15 protein-coding genes are annotated in these 16,521 nt (G+C 58.1%); 10 read left to right on the top strand and 5 right to left on the bottom strand.

Features of this window, described 5'->3' with window-relative positions; translation table 11 throughout:
- Positions 1–110 precede the first annotated feature (110 nt).
- Positions 111–1,463, bottom strand: coding sequence for a mechanosensitive ion channel family protein (locus AC2FI9_RS18075; RefSeq protein WP_496769571.1), 1,353 nt, complete (start codon positions 1,461–1,463; stop codon positions 111–113).
- Positions 1,464–1,565: 102 nt separating this feature from the next.
- Here AC2FI9_RS18075 and AC2FI9_RS18070 point away from each other — a divergent pair, with 102 nt between their 5' ends.
- From AC2FI9_RS18070 to leuB, 7 genes are all read left to right on the top strand, one after another.
- On the top strand, positions 1,566–1,664 hold the full coding sequence (locus tag AC2FI9_RS18070) for an isopropylmalate isomerase (protein ID WP_108861670.1): 99 nt from the start codon (positions 1,566–1,568) through the stop codon (positions 1,662–1,664).
- A 52-nt stretch (positions 1,665–1,716) separates the two neighbouring features.
- On the top strand, positions 1,717–3,120 hold the full coding sequence (leuC, locus tag AC2FI9_RS18065) for a 3-isopropylmalate dehydratase large subunit (protein ID WP_496726726.1): 1,404 nt from the start codon (positions 1,717–1,719) through the stop codon (positions 3,118–3,120).
- A 37-nt stretch (positions 3,121–3,157) separates the two neighbouring features.
- The gene (locus AC2FI9_RS18060) at positions 3,158–3,712 is read left to right on the top strand and encodes an HdeD family acid-resistance protein (protein ID WP_109311305.1); all 555 of its coding nucleotides are present in this window, start codon (positions 3,158–3,160) and stop codon (positions 3,710–3,712) included.
- A 42-nt stretch (positions 3,713–3,754) separates the two neighbouring features.
- Positions 3,755–4,360 carry a 3-isopropylmalate dehydratase small subunit gene (gene leuD / locus AC2FI9_RS18055; protein ID WP_496726727.1) on the top strand — a complete coding sequence of 202 codons (606 nt, stop codon included), beginning with the start codon at positions 3,755–3,757 and terminating at the stop codon, positions 4,358–4,360.
- A 331-nt stretch (positions 4,361–4,691) separates the two neighbouring features.
- Entirely contained in the window at positions 4,692–5,522 is an 831-nt protein-coding gene (locus tag AC2FI9_RS18050; protein WP_496726728.1) for a hypothetical protein, read from the top strand.
- Positions 5,519–6,550 carry an endonuclease/exonuclease/phosphatase family protein gene (locus AC2FI9_RS18045; protein WP_496769569.1) on the top strand — a complete coding sequence of 344 codons (1,032 nt, stop codon included), beginning with the start codon at positions 5,519–5,521 and terminating at the stop codon, positions 6,548–6,550. Before AC2FI9_RS18050 ends, AC2FI9_RS18045 begins: the two co-directional genes overlap by 4 nt.
- Before the next feature lie 166 nt (positions 6,551–6,716).
- The gene (gene leuB, locus AC2FI9_RS18040) at positions 6,717–7,820 is read left to right on the top strand and encodes a 3-isopropylmalate dehydrogenase (protein ID WP_496769567.1); all 1,104 of its coding nucleotides are present in this window, start codon (positions 6,717–6,719) and stop codon (positions 7,818–7,820) included.
- Positions 7,821–7,870: 50 nt separating this feature from the next.
- Here the strand turns inward: leuB and AC2FI9_RS18035 are convergent, their stop codons facing one another.
- Positions 7,871–10,057 (bottom strand): transglycosylase domain-containing protein, encoded by a 2,187-nt coding sequence (locus AC2FI9_RS18035; RefSeq protein WP_496769566.1) that lies wholly within the window; start codon positions 10,055–10,057, stop codon positions 7,871–7,873.
- A gap of 259 nt (positions 10,058–10,316) precedes the next feature.
- Here AC2FI9_RS18035 and AC2FI9_RS18030 point away from each other — a divergent pair, with 259 nt between their 5' ends.
- Together AC2FI9_RS18030 and AC2FI9_RS18025 are read left to right on the top strand one after the other, a co-directional pair.
- Positions 10,317–10,655: a P-II family nitrogen regulator gene (locus AC2FI9_RS18030; protein ID WP_058273036.1), complete on the top strand. Its 339-nt coding sequence runs from the start codon at positions 10,317–10,319 to the stop codon at positions 10,653–10,655.
- A gap of 33 nt (positions 10,656–10,688) precedes the next feature.
- Positions 10,689–11,999, top strand: a complete 1,311-nt coding sequence (locus tag AC2FI9_RS18025; protein WP_496769564.1) for an ammonium transporter — start codon at positions 10,689–10,691, stop codon at positions 11,997–11,999.
- Positions 12,000–12,068: 69 nt separating this feature from the next.
- On the opposite strand, the gene AC2FI9_RS18020 is transcribed toward AC2FI9_RS18025, so the two are convergent.
- Entirely contained in the window at positions 12,069–13,253 is a 1,185-nt protein-coding gene (locus tag AC2FI9_RS18020; protein ID WP_496769563.1) for an amino acid aminotransferase, read from the bottom strand.
- Positions 13,253–14,107, bottom strand: a complete 855-nt coding sequence (gene sseA / locus AC2FI9_RS18015; RefSeq protein WP_496769561.1) for a 3-mercaptopyruvate sulfurtransferase — start codon at positions 14,105–14,107, stop codon at positions 13,253–13,255. Before sseA ends, AC2FI9_RS18020 begins: the two co-directional genes overlap by 1 nt.
- 608 nt (positions 14,108–14,715) lie before the next feature.
- On the opposite strand from sseA, the gene AC2FI9_RS18010 reads away from it, so the two are divergent.
- The gene (locus tag AC2FI9_RS18010) at positions 14,716–15,822 is read left to right on the top strand and encodes a peptidoglycan-binding protein LysM (RefSeq protein WP_496726735.1); all 1,107 of its coding nucleotides are present in this window, start codon (positions 14,716–14,718) and stop codon (positions 15,820–15,822) included.
- A gap of 130 nt (positions 15,823–15,952) precedes the next feature.
- Here AC2FI9_RS18010 and AC2FI9_RS18005 read toward each other — a convergent pair whose 3' ends face one another.
- Complete coding sequence (locus AC2FI9_RS18005; RefSeq protein ID WP_496769559.1) at positions 15,953–16,507, bottom strand: helix-turn-helix domain-containing protein; 555 nt, start codon at positions 16,505–16,507, stop codon at positions 15,953–15,955.
- Positions 16,508–16,521: the final 14 nt, after the last annotated feature.

Here is a 16,521-nt window from a genome sequence, read left to right as displayed (position 1 = left end):
ATAGTCCTCCTTTGTTGCGCGCCGCCAAACCCCGGCGCAGGGGTACTAATAAGGTAACAAGGGGAATGCAACATTTCAATGAACGGGCGCTTTTGCGTCCGCACGGGTGCTCACTCTTTGGCGATCTGTTGCGAGTCTGCGCCGTCGGGCAGCAGCCGAACCTCGCGCTGGGGGAAAGGAATCGATATCCCCTCGGCCTTGAAGGCGTCCCAGAGGGCGAGGTAAACATTGCCCCGAATATTGGTAAGCCCCTTGGTCGGATCGCTGATCCAGAACCGCAGCACATAGTCCACGCTGCTGTCGCCGAACCCGGTTATATGGCAGACCGGCTCATGTGAACCGCCGCTGAGAACACGTTTCACCGATTTAACTGCCCGGATCGCGGTTGCGCGCACCAGGTGCGGATCGTCGTCATAGCTGGTGCCGAAATCCAGATCCAACCGCACATATTTGTCCGAATGCGACCAGTTCACGACCTGATTGGTGATCAGATCCTCGTTCGGGATCAGGTATTCACGCCCATCTCGGGTGACCACTGATACATAGCGCGCGCCCAGCGCATTGATCCAACCAAAGGTATCGCCCAACGAGATCACGTCGCCCGGTTTGATCGAGCGGTCCATCAGGATGATGATCCCGGAAATCAGGTTCGACACAACCTTTTGAAGACCAAAACCGATGCCCACGCCGATTGCGCCTGACAACAGCGCGATGCCAGTCAGATCAAACCCAAGCGTGCGGATGGCCGCCATAAAGACAGCGCCGTACAGTAGAACCTGAATGCCTTTGGCCAACAGAACCTGCATCGAAGGCGTGATGTCGTCGTTCCTCTGCAATCCCCGCTCGGCCGTGCGGGTCCCGATGCGGGCCAACGTCAGCAGCACGCCGATCAGCAATACGGCCTTGAGAATCCCCAGCGCCGAGATGTGCAGATCACCAATGGAAATCGCCACGCCGTCCAGAAACTCGGCCACATCATCGGTCAGATTCAGCGCAACCAGCGTTGCATAGACCCACATCGCCCATTTAAAGATCCGCCGCAGCGTACGGTTGCGGACAAGTCGCGCCACCAGCGCGATCGCCAGCCAAGCGGCGGCCAATGTCGCGATCACGCCGATAATGTAACTGTGCGACGGCCAGGTCACATTCTGCATGAACAGGTACAGCGTCCAGGACAACAAAACGAAATAGACCAGTGTTAGGCGCTGCATCAGCTGAACCAGAGTGCGCAGCCGCCATTTGGGCCAGCCGGTGCGGGCACGTGCCCAGGTTTCCCACCGGTTTTGCGTGACCAGCTTGAGCACATATGCCAAAGCCCACAGAGCGAGAATGATGATCAACTGGTGCCGCCGCCAACCCGGCGTGACGATCAGATCAACAAGTTTGCCGAACTGCACGGAAAACCCCGCGACCATGTTTTCATAGAGTTCCGACAGCGAGCTGGGGATCAGGTCTTGGTTCATACAGGTCTCCTGACCCGCAGCTTGGACAGCAACTCGGGGTGATGCAAGCCCGAGGCCGGATTGAACCTTGATTGACGGGCACCCGCGATATATCTGAGGCGCATGAGAGTCTATTTGGCCCCCGCTCCGACACTGCAAGACCGCACGCGCCTGCGTGAACGGTTCTTTGGGGCCGCCCGCACGGTTCTGGCCCGCCTATAAGCGGCGCCCAGCCACTCGCCAGCTATTTCTCATTACATACGGGAGAGGACCGATGTCCCCCAAAACACTCTATGACAAGATCTGGGATGCCCATGTCGCGCACGAAGCCGATGATGGCACCTGCCTGCTTTATATCGACCGCCATCTGGTGCACGAAGTCACCAGCCCGCAAGCGTTCGAAGGCCTGCGGATGGCGGGCCGTCCGGTGCGCGCACCGGAAAAGACCATCGCCGTGCCGGATCACAACGTTCCGACCACTGCGGATCGCGTAAACGGGATCGAAAACCCCGAGTCGCGCATTCAGGTCGAAGCACTGGATAAGAACGCCAAGGATTTTGGTATTCACTATTACCCGGTGAATGACGTTCGTCAGGGCATCGTGCACATCGTCGGCCCCGAACAGGGCTGGACCCTGCCCGGCATGACCGTGGTTTGCGGCGACAGCCACACCGCCACCCATGGCGCGTTTGGCGCACTGGCCCACGGCATTGGAACGTCCGAGGTTGAACATGTTCTGGCCACGCAAACCCTGATCCAGAAGAAATCCAAGAACATGAAGGTGGAAATCACCGGCAAATTGCAGCCGGGCGTGACCGCGAAGGACATCACTCTGGCCGTTATCGGCGAAACCGGCACTGCCGGTGGCACCGGCTATGTCATCGAATATTGCGGCGAAGCGATCCGCGATCTGTCGATGGAAGGCCGAATGACCGTCTGCAACATGGCCATCGAAGGCGGCGCCCGCGCTGGCCTGATTGCGCCGGACGAGACCACCTATGAATATGTCAAAGGCCGCCCCCACGCGCCGAAAGGTGCCCAGTGGGAAGCCGCTCTGACCTGGTGGAAAACGCTGTTTACCGACGAAGACGCGCATTTTGACAAGGTCATCACCCTGCGCGGCGAAGACATCGCGCCGGTCGTCACATGGGGCACCAGCCCCGAGGACGTTCTGCCGATCACCGCAACCGTGCCGAACCCCGAAGATTTCGAAGGCGGCAAGGTCGACGCGGCCCGCCGGTCTATCGAATATATGGGTCTGGAAGCCGGTCAAAAGCTGAGCGACGTCGAGATTGACACCGTTTTCATCGGGTCCTGCACCAATGGCCGCATCGAAGACCTGCGCGCCGCTGCCGAGATCCTGAAGGGCAAAAAGGTCAAGGACGGCATGCGTGCCATGGTCGTACCCGGTTCAGGTCTGGTTCGTGCGCAGGCTGAAGAAGAAGGTCTGGCCGAGATTTTCAAAGAGGCCGGGTTCGAATGGCGGCTGGCAGGATGTTCAATGTGTCTGGCGATGAACCCTGACCAGCTGCAGCCCGGCGAACGCTGTGCCGCGACCTCGAACCGCAACTTCGAAGGCCGTCAGGGCCGGGGCGGACGCACCCATTTGCTGAGCCCGGCGATGGCTGCCGCAGCGGCAATCACAGGACGGCTGACAGACGTCCGTGAATTGATGTAAGGTCCCCTCATATCTAGATATTTGAGGGATTGAAAACATGAGTGACTGGGTCAAATGGCTCCTACTGGGGCTACTATCCATAGCGTTCGGTATCTTTGTACTGGGCGCGCCAGTTGTGGCATCCGTCGCGGTGACGGTGGTAACCGGTGTGTTGCTGCTGATATCAGGCGCGCTGCAGGTTGTTGGCGGCTTTACGGTTGAAGGCACCGGCAACAAAATTCTGTCACTCATCATGGGTGCTGTGATGCTGTTTCTGGGCTGGTCCTTCCTGGACCACCCGTTGCAGGGAACCCTGACCTTGGCGACCGTGATGCTGATCCTGTTCATGGCAGGCGGCATCGCGCGGGTTATTCTGTCGTTCCAGATGAAAGGAACACAGTTTTTCTGGCCCACGATGATCTCGGGCATCTTGTCGATCGTCCTTGCCGGTATCATCTGGACTTATGTAGGAAGCGATCCTCAGGTGCTGCTGAGCATTTTGGGTATCTTCCTGGGCATTGAGATGCTGTTCAACGGGTTCGGCCTAGTCTTTATGGCGTTCTTCATCCGGAACGCACCCAACGACGCAACAACAGAAGCGAAACAAGCTTAAACGCGGGACACGGGCGCGGCCCTCTCCTGCAGGAGTGTAGACATGGAAAAGTTTGACAAAGTCCACGGGGTGGCCGCCCCAATGCCGCTGATCAATATCGACACCGATATGATCATTCCGAAAGTGCACCTGAAAACCATCAAACGGTCCGGCCTTGGCGTCGTGCTGTTTGATGAGATGCGTTATCATGATGACGGGGGCGAAAACGAAGAGTTCGTTCTGAACAAACCCGCCTATCGTCAGACCGAAATTCTGGTCGCGGGCGACAATTTTGGCTGCGGCTCATCTCGTGAGCACGCGCCATGGGCGATCAAGGATTTCGGCATCAAGGTTGTGATCTCGACCAGCTTTGCTGACATCTTCTTCAACAACTGCTTCAAGAACGGAATTCTGCCCATCGTGGTCGAGGAAGAGCACCACGCGATCCTGATGGAAGATGCCCACAAAGGCGAAAACGCTCGCATGACCGTGCATCTGGAAGATCAGCAGATCACCACCTCAGATGGCGTTGTGATCGAGTTCAGTGTCGACCCACATCGCAAGCACTGCTTGCTGAATGGTTTGGACGATATCGGCCTGACGATGGAGAAAGATCATCACATCGACAAATTCGAAGATCACGCAAGCCAGGCCCGCCCCTGGGTGTGATTCCAGCAGCGAATCTGAGGATACTCAACCTATCGGGGTCGCCTAGGCGGCCCCTTTCGCGTTCTTGGGGTTGAAGTCCTGGCAATCACAACATGTAGCGGCCACCCTCCAATACACGCCTAATTTGCGGCACGGATGATGCAAAGGTGCACCAGTTTTGCCATCATTTTGCCCAAAATCACATGTTTTCTACGCCTTGGCTTGAGCGGATTGTCGCTTATCGTCAATGTTGGCGGTAATGGTGGTCTCCGGCAAAAAATGTCGGATGCAAGATGGGACAAAGCCGTCAAAGAAATAGAAACGGTCAATCCGTTTTGAAAGGGTTTGGATAGTGATTGCGCGCACAACAGGGGCGGCGATTCGGGGAGTTTTGGTCGCACTACTGGTGCTGACACCTGCGTTGTACCTGCCAGTAACGTCTACGAATGGGACCGAGATTGTCGTCTTTCTCGCCATTCTCGCGTTTTTCCTGACATTCGCTGAATACAACTCTGCCTTTCCCAGCTTTATCGAGTTCCGCGACGCGCCGCCTGTGAACCGTTTGCGCTTTGTCGGGCTGATGTCGATGGTCACCTTCCTGACGTTGATCTGCAAAAATGCGTATACGCCGACAGGCCTGACGACGACCTTCTATTCCTTTGGCTTGGGCGTCGCAAATGTGGTCGACTTTCCCTATTCGCCAGTACGGCTGATCATCCTAATGCTGCCGACTGATGCAAGCGCACCCTTGATCGAACTTGTCCGTATTTCTGCCAGCGTCGCGTATGTCGCTGCTTTGGTGACGATCGCCAGCTTTGCCTACGCGGTGAAAGTGCGCGGCTGGCCGACCGGAAACGGCGCCTTCAATGTCTGGACCAACCTTCCGCTGTTCGACCCCACCAAAGGCGGTGATGTGGTAACGCGCCTGCAGCGCGACGGACGGCTGAATATTTGCATCGGTATTCTGTTGCCGTTCCTGATCCCGGCCCTGATCAAACTGCTGACTGACTATGCAGATCCGATCTCTCTGAGCAATCCTCAGACTCTGATCTGGACGCTCAGCGCTTGGGCTTTCCTGCCCGCCAGCATGATCATGCGTGGCATGGCGACCCTGCGCATCGCCAATTTGATCGTCGAAAAACGGCGCGCTTATTCCACAGCCGAGTCTACCCAGACCGCATGATCCGCATCCTGATCTTGCTGCTGTTGCCCGTTATGGCGCAGGCAGAGACGATCCGTATTGCCACCTTCAACACAGAGCTCAGCCGCGATGGCCCGGGGTTGCTGTTGCGCGATATTCGCCGCGGTGATGATCAGGTGATGGCGGTTGCTGCGGTTCTGGCGGAAACCCGCCCCGATATCATTGCTTTGCAGGGGATCGATTGGGATTTTGAGGGGCTGGCGCTGGCGGCACTGGCAAATCGGCTGCGCGAGGCCGGATTGGACTATCCCTACACTTTCACAGCCCAACCAAATTCCGGCCTGGAAACGGATCTTGATCTGGACGGAGATGGTCGAACCCACGGCCCCGGCGACGCGCAGGGTTGGGGTCGCTTCACCGGACAAGGTGGGCTGGCCGTGATGTCTCGTTACCCCATCACTTCGGATCAGGTTCAGGACCTGTCCAACGTGCTATGGCTGGAACTGCCCGGCGCTGAACTGCCCCAACATGACGCAGGCCCCTACCCGTCAGAACCGGCGCAGAACGTCCAGCGGCTCTCATCCGTGGCGCATTGGATTGTGCCCATTGAAACTCCGGCGGGGCAGCTGGATTTGATGACTTTTCATGCCTCACCCCCCGTGTTTGACGGACCCGAGGATCGCAACGGCCTGCGAAACCGGGATGAAATTCGCCTTTGGTCCGCAGTCATGGACGGGGAAGTCGGGCGCAAACCCGGTCGTCTGTTTGTTATCGCGGGTGACGCCAATCTGGACCCAGTGCGGGGTGATGGACGTAAAGAGGCGATCCAAGAGTTTTTGAACGACCCCCGCCTTCAGGACCCTTCACCCGAAGACCCCTCAGGCGACTTAACCACGGTGGTCTGGAAAACGGTTGGTCCAATGCGGGTCGATTACGTCTTGCCATCCGCCCAATGGCAAGTGTTGGAATCCGGGGTGCACTGGCCCGCCGCAGGCACTGAAGAACGCAAAACCGCCGAACGCGCCAGCCGTCATCGGCTGATCTGGGTCGACCTGACACTGCCTCGCTGATACGGCACTTTGCGCCATGATCTGGCCTGCAAAGCAGACCTGACGCAATTTTCAGACGCTAACGGAAACAAACCTGTATTTTCCTTGCCGTCAGGCGGGATCGTCTCATTGACCCGATGCCGCACAGGCGCTAGGGCCTGTGCTGTAAAACGCAAGGAGATCCTTCATGTCCAACCCCTCGCTCCTCATCCTGCCCGGAGACGGAATTGGCCCCGAAGTCATGGCCGAAGTGCGCAGAGTCATCGACTGGTTTGGTGCGAAACGCGGCCTGGAATTCGACGTGAGCGAGGATCTGGTCGGCGGTGCAGCCTACGACGCGCATGGCAAGCCCCTGTCGGACGAGACCATGGCCAAAGCGCAAGAGGTCGACGCGGTTCTTCTGGGTGCCGTTGGCGGCCCGAAATATGACGATCTAGACTTTTCACTGAAGCCCGAGCGCGGCTTGCTGCGCCTGCGCAAAGAGATGGACCTGTATTCCAACCTGCGCCCGGCACAGTGCTTTGACGCGTTGGCCGATTTCTCGTCGCTGAAGAAAGACATCGTTGCCGGTCTCGATATCATGATCGTGCGCGAGTTGACCTCGGGCGTCTATTTCGGTGAGCCGCGGGGCATCTTCGAGGAAGGCAATGAGCGTGTTGGCATCAACACCCAGCGCTATACCGAATCTGAGATCGAACGCGCCGCGCGCTCAGCCTTTGAACTGGCAATGCGCCGGAACAAAAAGGTCTGCTCGATGGAGAAGGCCAACGTCATGGAATCGGGCATCCTGTGGCGCGAAGTTGTGAACCGTGTGGCCAAGGATTACCCCGAGGTCGAGCTGAGCCATATGTATGCCGACAATGGCGCGATGCAGTTGGTGCGTGCGCCCAAGCAGTTCGACGTCATCCTGACAGACAACCTGTTTGGCGACATCCTGTCGGATTGCGCGGCGATGCTAACCGGCTCGCTGGGTATGCTGCCGTCGGCAAGCCTGGGTGCCCCGATGGCGAATGGTCGCCCCAAAGCGATGTACGAACCGGTCCACGGTTCGGCCCCGGATATCACCGGTCAGGGAAAAGCTAACCCAATCGCCTGTATCCTCAGCTTTGCCATGGCGCTGCGCTACAGCTTTGATCAGCTTGAGGAAGCAGATCGTCTTGAAACAGCGATCGAGAAAGTGCTGGCCGACGGTGTTCGCACGGGCGACCTGCTGGCAGATGAAGGCGTCACGCCGGTTTCGACCACGGAAATGGGTGATGCGATTTTGGCCGCCCTTGACGACAGCCTCTGATCAGGCGCTCATTCAATTCAAAAGGCGGTGCCCAGCGCACCGCCTTTTTTTTAATTTCCACCGAATATGTTGTTCAGCAGATTGTTGATGGCCCGATCCAACCCGGTTTGGGTCTTTCGGCGCTGCTGCTGCGGTTGCGCTGTTCTGACCGGTGGGTCCGGGGCGAGCATCGGCAGCGGCGTCGGTGTCATGCCTTCGGTCACGCGCAGCATGGTTTCTTTCCAGATTTCAGCCGGCAATCCGCCTCCGGTCACACCGGATAATGGGGTGTTGTCGTCATACCCCATCCAGATGCCCGTGACGTAATCTGCCGTGAAGCCGATGAACCAGGCATCCCGCGCAGCCTGCGTCGTGCCGGTTTTACCCGCCACCTGCCAACCGGGCAGTTGTGCACGCGCACCGGTGCCTTCGGACACCACACGCTCCATCATCCACGTCAGCTGCTTGGCAGCTTTGTCGTTGATGACCCGCTCACCAATGCCCGTTGTCGTCACCATGACCGGGGTTTGATCGCCCAACAGCTTCAATTCGGTCAGACCATAGGGTTCCACCGCCGAGCCACCGTTCAGGATGCCCGCATAGGCCCCCGTCATCTCGATCAACGTGCTTTCCGACGCGCCCAGCGCCAATGCGGGGCCCTGCGCCAGATCGCTATCGATGCCAAACTCGCTGGTCACGGTACGGACATTGTCCAACCCGGCAATCTCAGCCACTTTCACCGCAGGGATGTTCAGCGAGTTCTTTAGCGCGTCCGCCAGCGTGACGCGCCCATAGAACTTGTTGGTGTAGTTCTTGGGGCACCACTGACCGGACCCCGGAATATTCACGCAGTAAGGTTCATCCACGACCGTATCCAGCGGTGAATACCCCAGTTCCAGCGCGGTGGCATAAACAAAGGGTTTGAATGATGACCCCGTTTGCCGCAGCGCTTGCGTGGCACGGTTGAAGGCACCGGACACGCGGGTCTTGCGCCCCCCAACCATGCCGCGCACAGCCCCATCCGCCGACATCACCACGATCGCGGCCTGAGCCTTGGAACCTTCGCGGACCTTCTCCTGAAAGATGAATTGCAGCGCCTCTTCGGCTGATTTCTGGATACGCTGATCCAGCGTGGTACGGATTACCACGTCTTCGGTCGTGTTGCGCGTAAAGAACTCGGGTCCACTCGCCATCACCCAATCGGCGAAATAGCCCCCCGCTCGCGCAGCAGCGGCTTCTGACAGTTGCGCGGGATTGCTGCGTGCACTGCTTGCTTGTGCCGAGGTCAGATACCCCTGTGCCTCCATCAGGCCAACCACCAGCCGCGCCCGATCCTGCGAACGTTGAAGGTTATTCGTCGGTGCATAGCGCGTCGGTGCCACCAGCAGACCAGCCAGCATAGCAGCCTGCGACGGGCTGACCTCAGCCGCCGAAATCCCGAAATAGCGTTGGCTTGCCGCCTCGAACCCGCGCGCACCCGCGCCCAGGAATGCCCGGTTCAGATAGATGGTCAGGATCTCGTCCTTGGAATACTTGACCTCCATCGCCATCGCATAGACCGCCTCTTTGGCCTTGCGCCAAAGCGAGCCTTGACGGCAATCGGACTCGTAAGCAGCTTCGGATTCCCATTCACTGGGCTCATAAGGCACACCCAGACACAACAGCTTGGCCGTCTGCTGCGTGATGGTCGACCCACCATGCCCCGACAGCGGTCCGCGCCCTTCGCTCAGGTTGATGCGCACAGCGCTTGCGACACCGCGCGGGCTGACGCCGAAATGGCGATAGAACCGCTTGTCCTCGGTCGCGACGACCGCGTTCTTCAGATGGGGCGATACGGTATCGGCCGTGATCACCCCACCAAATTGGTCCCCACGCCAGGCAAAGACCTTGCCGTCCCGATCCAACAGGGTCACCGACCCGCGCGCCCGACCGTCTAGCAAAGCATCGACGTCAGGCAGAGAGGAGTAGACAACCCCAACCGCCAAAGCCAACAGCATGGCAGCCACCGCGCCCACACGCCAGGTCACGCCCCAGATCAGTCGCCACAACCAACGGAAAAGACGTCGAAAGAAACCGCCGCCACCGCCGGACGTCTTGCGGGTTTTCTTCCGGGCGGTTTTGCGAGTCGACGTCTTGCGCGCCGTCGCCTTCTTGCCGGCGGGCTTTGTCGTCCGCTTTGTTGCAGCGGGTTTACGCCCCTTTGAAGGGTATCTTTTGTCTGCAACAAGCGATGTCTTGCGACGCCTGGACTCAGTCATGCTCAAACTCTGCCCGGTTATCATTTTGAGGCACCATACCCTGCCACCGGCGCGAAGTAGAGGTATGAAATTCCGCTAACCGGCCTCAATAGTTTGCCTGATTTTTGGGCATCAACGTTTTTTTGTGCAAAAATTGTGCACCTCACCCCCCTTTTCCCCTGCGTTCTCCCACCCTGACCGTTTCTTACTGCGGTCAGTCACGCTCTCTTTCTGCAGGTGCAAACAAACCGGTTCCGCCGGACAGGAAGAGGGGACAGACGTGAAACTGATCATTGCGACAATCAAGCCGTTCAAGCTGGAGGAGGTGCGCGAGGCACTGACCGAGGCCGGCGTGCGCGGCATGATGGTGACCGAGATCAAGGGCTTCGGCTCGCAATCGGGTCACACCGAAATCTATCGCGGGGCCGAATATGCGGTGAACTTCGTGCCCAAGATCAAACTGGAAATCGTGGTGCCCGCCACGATGGCCGACCAAATCGTCGAGACCATCACCAAAACCGCCAAAACCGGCAAGATCGGTGACGGCAAGATTTTCGTCCTCGATGTCGAGCAGGCCCTGCGCGTGCGGACCGGGGAAACGAACGAAGAGGCGCTGTAAGCGCCGCCACTCACATACATTCGAGGAAGTCACATGAACCTGATGAAATCTCTCATCCCAGCCGCCGCGCTAGTCGTGCTGCCGCAGATGGGTCTGGCGCAAGAGGCCGCCGAGGGCGAAGCTGCGCTGCACACCCAGTATATTTTTACCACCCTGCTGTTTCTTATGGCAGGCTTCCTTGTCTTCTTCATGGCTGCAGGATTTGCCATGCTCGAGGGCGGTCTGGTGCGTTCCAAGAACGTCGCCATGCAGATGATCAAGAACATCGCGCTATTTTCGATTGCCGCGATCATGTACTGGCTGGTCGGCTTCAACACGATGTATCCGGGCGACTTTAATGGTTTCTTTGCCCTTGGCGGTCCGACCGTACTTGATGCCGTGGGTGTTGCGCCCGCAGACGCGGCGTTAGACTACGCGTCTATCGGTTCGGACTTCTTCTTCCAGCTGGTCTTTGTGGCGGCAACCGCGTCCATCGTGTCCGGTGCCGTGGCCGAGCGCATAAAGCTGTGGCCCTTCCTGGTCTTCGTCATCGTGCTGACTGGTATCCTCTACCCGATCTCGGGGTCGTGGAAATGGGGCGGCGGCTGGCTGGATGCCATGGGCTTTTCCGACTTCGCCGGTTCGACAGTTGTGCATTCGGTCGGCGGCTGGGCCGCTCTGGCGGGCTGCCTGATCCTTGGCCCGCGTATTGGCAAGTATAAGGACGGCAAAGTCCACCCTATGCCCGGTTCCAATCTTGCGCTGGCAACTCTGGGAACGTTCATCCTGTGGCTGGGCTGGTTCGGTTTCAACGGCGGATCGCAACTGGCGATGGGCACCGTAGGTGACGTATCCGACGTTTCGCGCATCTTCGCCAACACCAACATGGCCGCCGCATCTGGTGCTATCGCAGCCCTGATCATGACGCAGGTGCTGTACAAGAAACCTGACCTGACCATGGTGCTGAACGGCGCGCTGGCCGGTCTGGTCTCGATCACTGCAGAACCGCTTGCCCCGACCCTTTTCGGAGCGCTGTGGATCGGCGCAGTTGGCGGCATCATCGTGGTCTTCGCGGTTCCGATGCTGGACAAGTTCAAGATCGACGACGTCGTCGGTGCCATCCCGGTTCACCTGTTCGCAGGCATCTGGGGCACCATCGCCGTGATCTTCTACGGCGAAGCAAACCTAATCACACAGCTGACCGGTATCTTAGCTTATGGTGTGTTCACATTTGTTGGCGCGTTGATCCTGTGGACAATTCTGAAGGCGACGGTCGGCATCCGCGTCAGCGAAGAAGACGAGATCAACGGCCTCGACATGGCAGAACTGGGTATGGAAGCTTATCCAGAGTTTTCGAAAGGCTAAGAGCCTGCCACTCGAAAACAAAAAAAACCCGGGCGTTCGCGCCCGGGTTTTCTGATTTATTGGCTTGAATCAGACACCGACGTCAATGATCGCCTTGGCCAGAATCGGAACTGTCGTCGCGTTCAAGCCGGCAATGTTCAACCGGCTGTCACCGACCATGTAGATGCCGTGGTCCGCGCGCAGCTTTTCGACCAGTTCCGGTGCCGCCCCCAGACGCGAGAACATGCCGCGGTGCTGGGCGACAAACCCAAAGCGATCGGACCCACTTTGGGCCTGCAGCTCGTCTGCCAGTTGTTGGCGCAAGCCCAGCATGGACAGGCGCACCTCTTCCAGCTCAGCCGCCCAGTCAGCGCGCAGGGCTTCATCATTCAGGATCGTCGTCACCACCCGTGCGCCGTGATCCGGCGGGAACGAGTAGTTCTGACGGTTGAGGAATGCCAGCGTGGACTGGTTCAGAGCTGTCTGCGCCGGGTCATCACTGATGGCCATCAACAGGCCGGTCCGCTCGCGGTAGACACCGAAATTCTTCGAGCAGGACGCTGCAATCAGGCAGCGCTTGACCGACGAGGCCACCAGTCGGGTTGCCTGCGCATCCTCTTCCAGTCCGTCGCCAAAGCCCTGATAGGCGATATCGATCATTGCCACGAGGCCGCGCTCGTTAATCAGGTTCACGACCTCCTGCCACTGCACCATGTTCAGGTTGGCGCCTGTCGGGTTGTGACAGCAGCCGTGCAGCAGGACTACGTCGCCCGCATTCGCGGTTTTCAGGTCCTCGATCATTCCGTCGAAATCAACGCCACGGGTTTCGCCGTCGAAATACCGGTATTGGACCGTCTCCATCCCCAGATAGTTCAGGATCGACAGATGATTGGGCCATGTCGGGTTCGACACGAACACGCGGGCCGAGGGGTTGGCCATGCGGATCATCTCGAATGCCTGACGGCAGGCACCGGTTCCGCCGGGCGTCGCCACGGCAGCGATGTTGCCGCGTGGAACCGAGGTGCCTAGGATCAGGCCAATCATCGCATCGGCATAAGCCGGGTCGCCCGCCAATCCGGTGTAGGCCTTGCTTTCTTGCTCTTCCAGGATGCGCTTTTCGGCCGCTTTCACCGCACGCATCACCGGGGTCACGCCCTCGGCATTTTTGTAAACACCAACTCCCAGGTCGATCTTTTGATCGCGCGGGTCTTCGCGATACGCCTGCATCAGCGCCAGAATCTTGTCGGCAGGCTGCGGTTTGAGGTTTTCGAACATCAGTTCTCTCCGGTTGCGACGGGCAGGGTCGGGAAGGCACCCCATTCGGCCCAGGAGCCGTCATAAAGCGAGTGGTCTTTCTTGCCCATGCGCTCAAGCGCAAGGCTGAGGATTGCGGCGGTCACACCCGACCCGCAGGATGTGATAGCCGGTTTCGACAGGTCCACACCTGCGGACTCGAAGATGGCGCGGCATTCCTCGGGGGATTTCATCGTGCCATTCTTGTTCAGCAAAGTGCCAAAGGGCACGTTGCGCGATCCGGGAATGCGGCCCGTTCGCAGACCTTCACGCGGTTCTGTTCCGGTTCCGGCAAAACGGTCAGCAGAGCGTGCGTCGATGATCTCATGATCTCCCAGCTTGGCGGCGGCAGATACCTGCGTGACGTCACGGACCAGATGGTTCTGGACCCGGACGGTCATGTGGCGGTCGCGGATCACCGGCGGCAGATCTTCGATCTCATGCCCCTCGGCCTGCCATTTCGGCAGACCACCATCCAGAACGGCGATGTTTTCCTGCCCCATCAACCGGAACAACCACCATACACGGGCGGCAGACATCAAACCGGCCCCATCATAGACGACAACCTGATGGCCGTCGCCCACGCCCATCGCCCGCAGGCGGGACATGAACTTTTCGACCGGGGGCGCCATATGCGGCAAGTCCGAGCGGTGGTCCGATATGTCATCGATATCAAAGAACCGTGCGCCGGGGATATGAGCGGCGGCGTATTCGGCCTTTGCGTCGCGCCCTTGCTGTGGCAGATACCATGACCCGTCCAGTACCCGCAGATCCGGGTCCTTGAGATGGGCAGCAAGCCATTCGGTAGAAACGAGGGTTTTCGGATCGTCCTGCATAAAAGCCTCCCCTAAACGCGTTTGGTTTTTCCCTATACGCGCGCGCATGCGGGTTCAAGGCTGGATGGGATGATGACGCTAACGGACGCCTCTGAACCTGCATGTGCGAATGATTGGGACTATGTTGGGCAAAACCAACTGACGCGAGCGCTCTCAGGAACCAGTCCTGCGCGCGCACCCGTTTGACCACATGCATACTCTGGGTTGCAAACACCCCAAATAGTAATGCGTGTAAGACTAAAGCCCCGCTTATCGGGCTTATGTCCGTGTGTAATTTATCACTCCACCAAGGGTTGAACCCAAAAAAACGCACTTTCCGCCCCAAAAAGGTCGGTTTTCCCCACGTCAATGTACCCCGGAGTATCTGTGAAAGCGCCCGAACTCAGGCCGTGGAAACAGCCAATACAAATCGGCGCTGAAGCAAAGGAAACGGGCAATCAGGAAAAGAACAAACGCTTTCCCCCGCAGTCTGTAAAATTTTAATCGGCGCGGCACATCTTTCCTACCATTTTGTAAGCGAAAGAAAAAACACAACGTCACTAGGGTGATAGAACAAAAAACCGGGACCCTGGTGCACGTTGAAAAAACTCACTCTACAGGAGAACGAAATGAACACCCCTGGAATTAAGTTTGGCCTCATGACCCTGGGTCTGGCTGCCTTGATCTCACCGATAAGTGCTGCGGCGCAGGTCGCGTGCGAATCGTACACAGTAGAAGCAGGCGAAACGCTGGCGACTATTTCCGAAACGGCATATGGCTCTCGGGATTACCAGATCATCTTCAACGCAAACAGAAACGTCATTGCCGGAAATCCGAACAATCTGACCCCTGGTACCATTCTGAATTTGCCATGCGCTGACGGCCGACTGACCGCCACATCGCAGTTCAACGAAGTTGTTGAGCGTGAGGAAGAAAAAGCCGCAAAAATCAAACCCAGAAACGTTTACGAGCCACCGATTCGTCTTTTGGCCGGGAACGATTGGGCACCCTATACGGACGAAGGTCTTTCGGGTGGCGGCTTTTTGATGCGGTTGTCGACAACGGCCCTGCATCGTGCTGGCAACAAGCGCGAATACAATCAGGGTTGGGTGAACGATTTCAACTCGCATCTTTACACACTTCTGCCCGCCGGAGCGTATGACATCGCCGTTGCCTGGGTTGTGCCAGATTGCGCAAAAAACCCCGATGCCATGGGTGAAGACAGCCTTTATCGCTGTAACGGGTTCTACGCATCACAGCCATTGTATGAATCGGTCGTTGGGTATTTCACACTGCCCGACAGCAAATATGCTGGCGCAGCCTCCATCGAAGAGCTTGAAGGGGCCGTATTTTGTCGTATGGACGGGTTCTTTACCAATGACCTGGAAGAGGCCGGCCTGGTCGAACCCAAAATCACGCTTGTTCGCCCCCGCACCCCGGAAGAGTGCATCGAGGCGGTCATGAACGGAACCGCGGACGCCACCGGGATGGCTATTCAGCAAGCCAATGGGGCAATTGCGGCTTTGGGTATGGAAAACGAGGTGGTTCAGAATGAGAACTTCACCCATCTGTCCACCATTCGCCTGCTGGCCCATAAATCCAACCCATACGGGCTGCAGTATATCTCGATGCTGAACAATGGCCTGAACGAAATGCGGCAGTCGGGCGAGTGGTACGATATCGTTTCCAGCTCGCTGTCCGAGTACAGCTCTAAGCTGCAATCTGCGTCGAACTGATCGGTTCGTGCAAAAGAACCCGTACACAGCGCGACCCGCGCTGTGTGCCACCTCGACATAAAGTCATAGCTGTGTACTTGGGTCACATACTTGTTTCATCTCGCCCAACCTTTCCAGCGAGCGCGTTGCCTCAGGTGACTTCGGCTGGTTGTGCATAATGATGCATGTTCAGAAACGCAGCGCCATTCGTCCCCGCCCTGTAACCATGCGGCAGATCGGCTGCAAAGCGCAGGCCCTGCCCGGCCTGTAGCGGTACCCAGTCACCATCACGCAGAATCTCAAGCGATCCGTTCAGCACAAACACTTCTTCGGTCACCCCTGCGGCATGGGCTGCGGATTCGTGGCTTTGGTTTGGGGCAAGGTCGACGTGAAACGTTTCGGCGCCCAGCGCCGGATCGAAGGGAAAGACGATCTTGACCTCAATGCTGCCGGGAAAGGTCACCGTGTGAAACACGTCGGTCATGGCGGTATCCCGCAGGGCCGCCGTTCCGATCAACGCACTCAGCGGCAGTTGAAACCCTTTGGCGATTTTCCACAGCGTTGCGATGGTCGGGCTGGATTCGCCTCGTTCGATCTGACCCAGCATGGCTTTGCTGACACCCGTCATCTCGGCCACTTTGGACAGGCTCAACCCCGAGGCCGCCCGCACATCGCGTAGTTTTAACGTAATTTCGTCCGGTGCCATCTTGATCGTCTCTC

Source organism: Ruegeria sp. CDSA246, assembly GCF_059611225.1.
The sequence above is the reverse complement of the archived record's forward strand: the minus strand, read 5'-3'. Positions and strand labels throughout refer to the sequence as shown.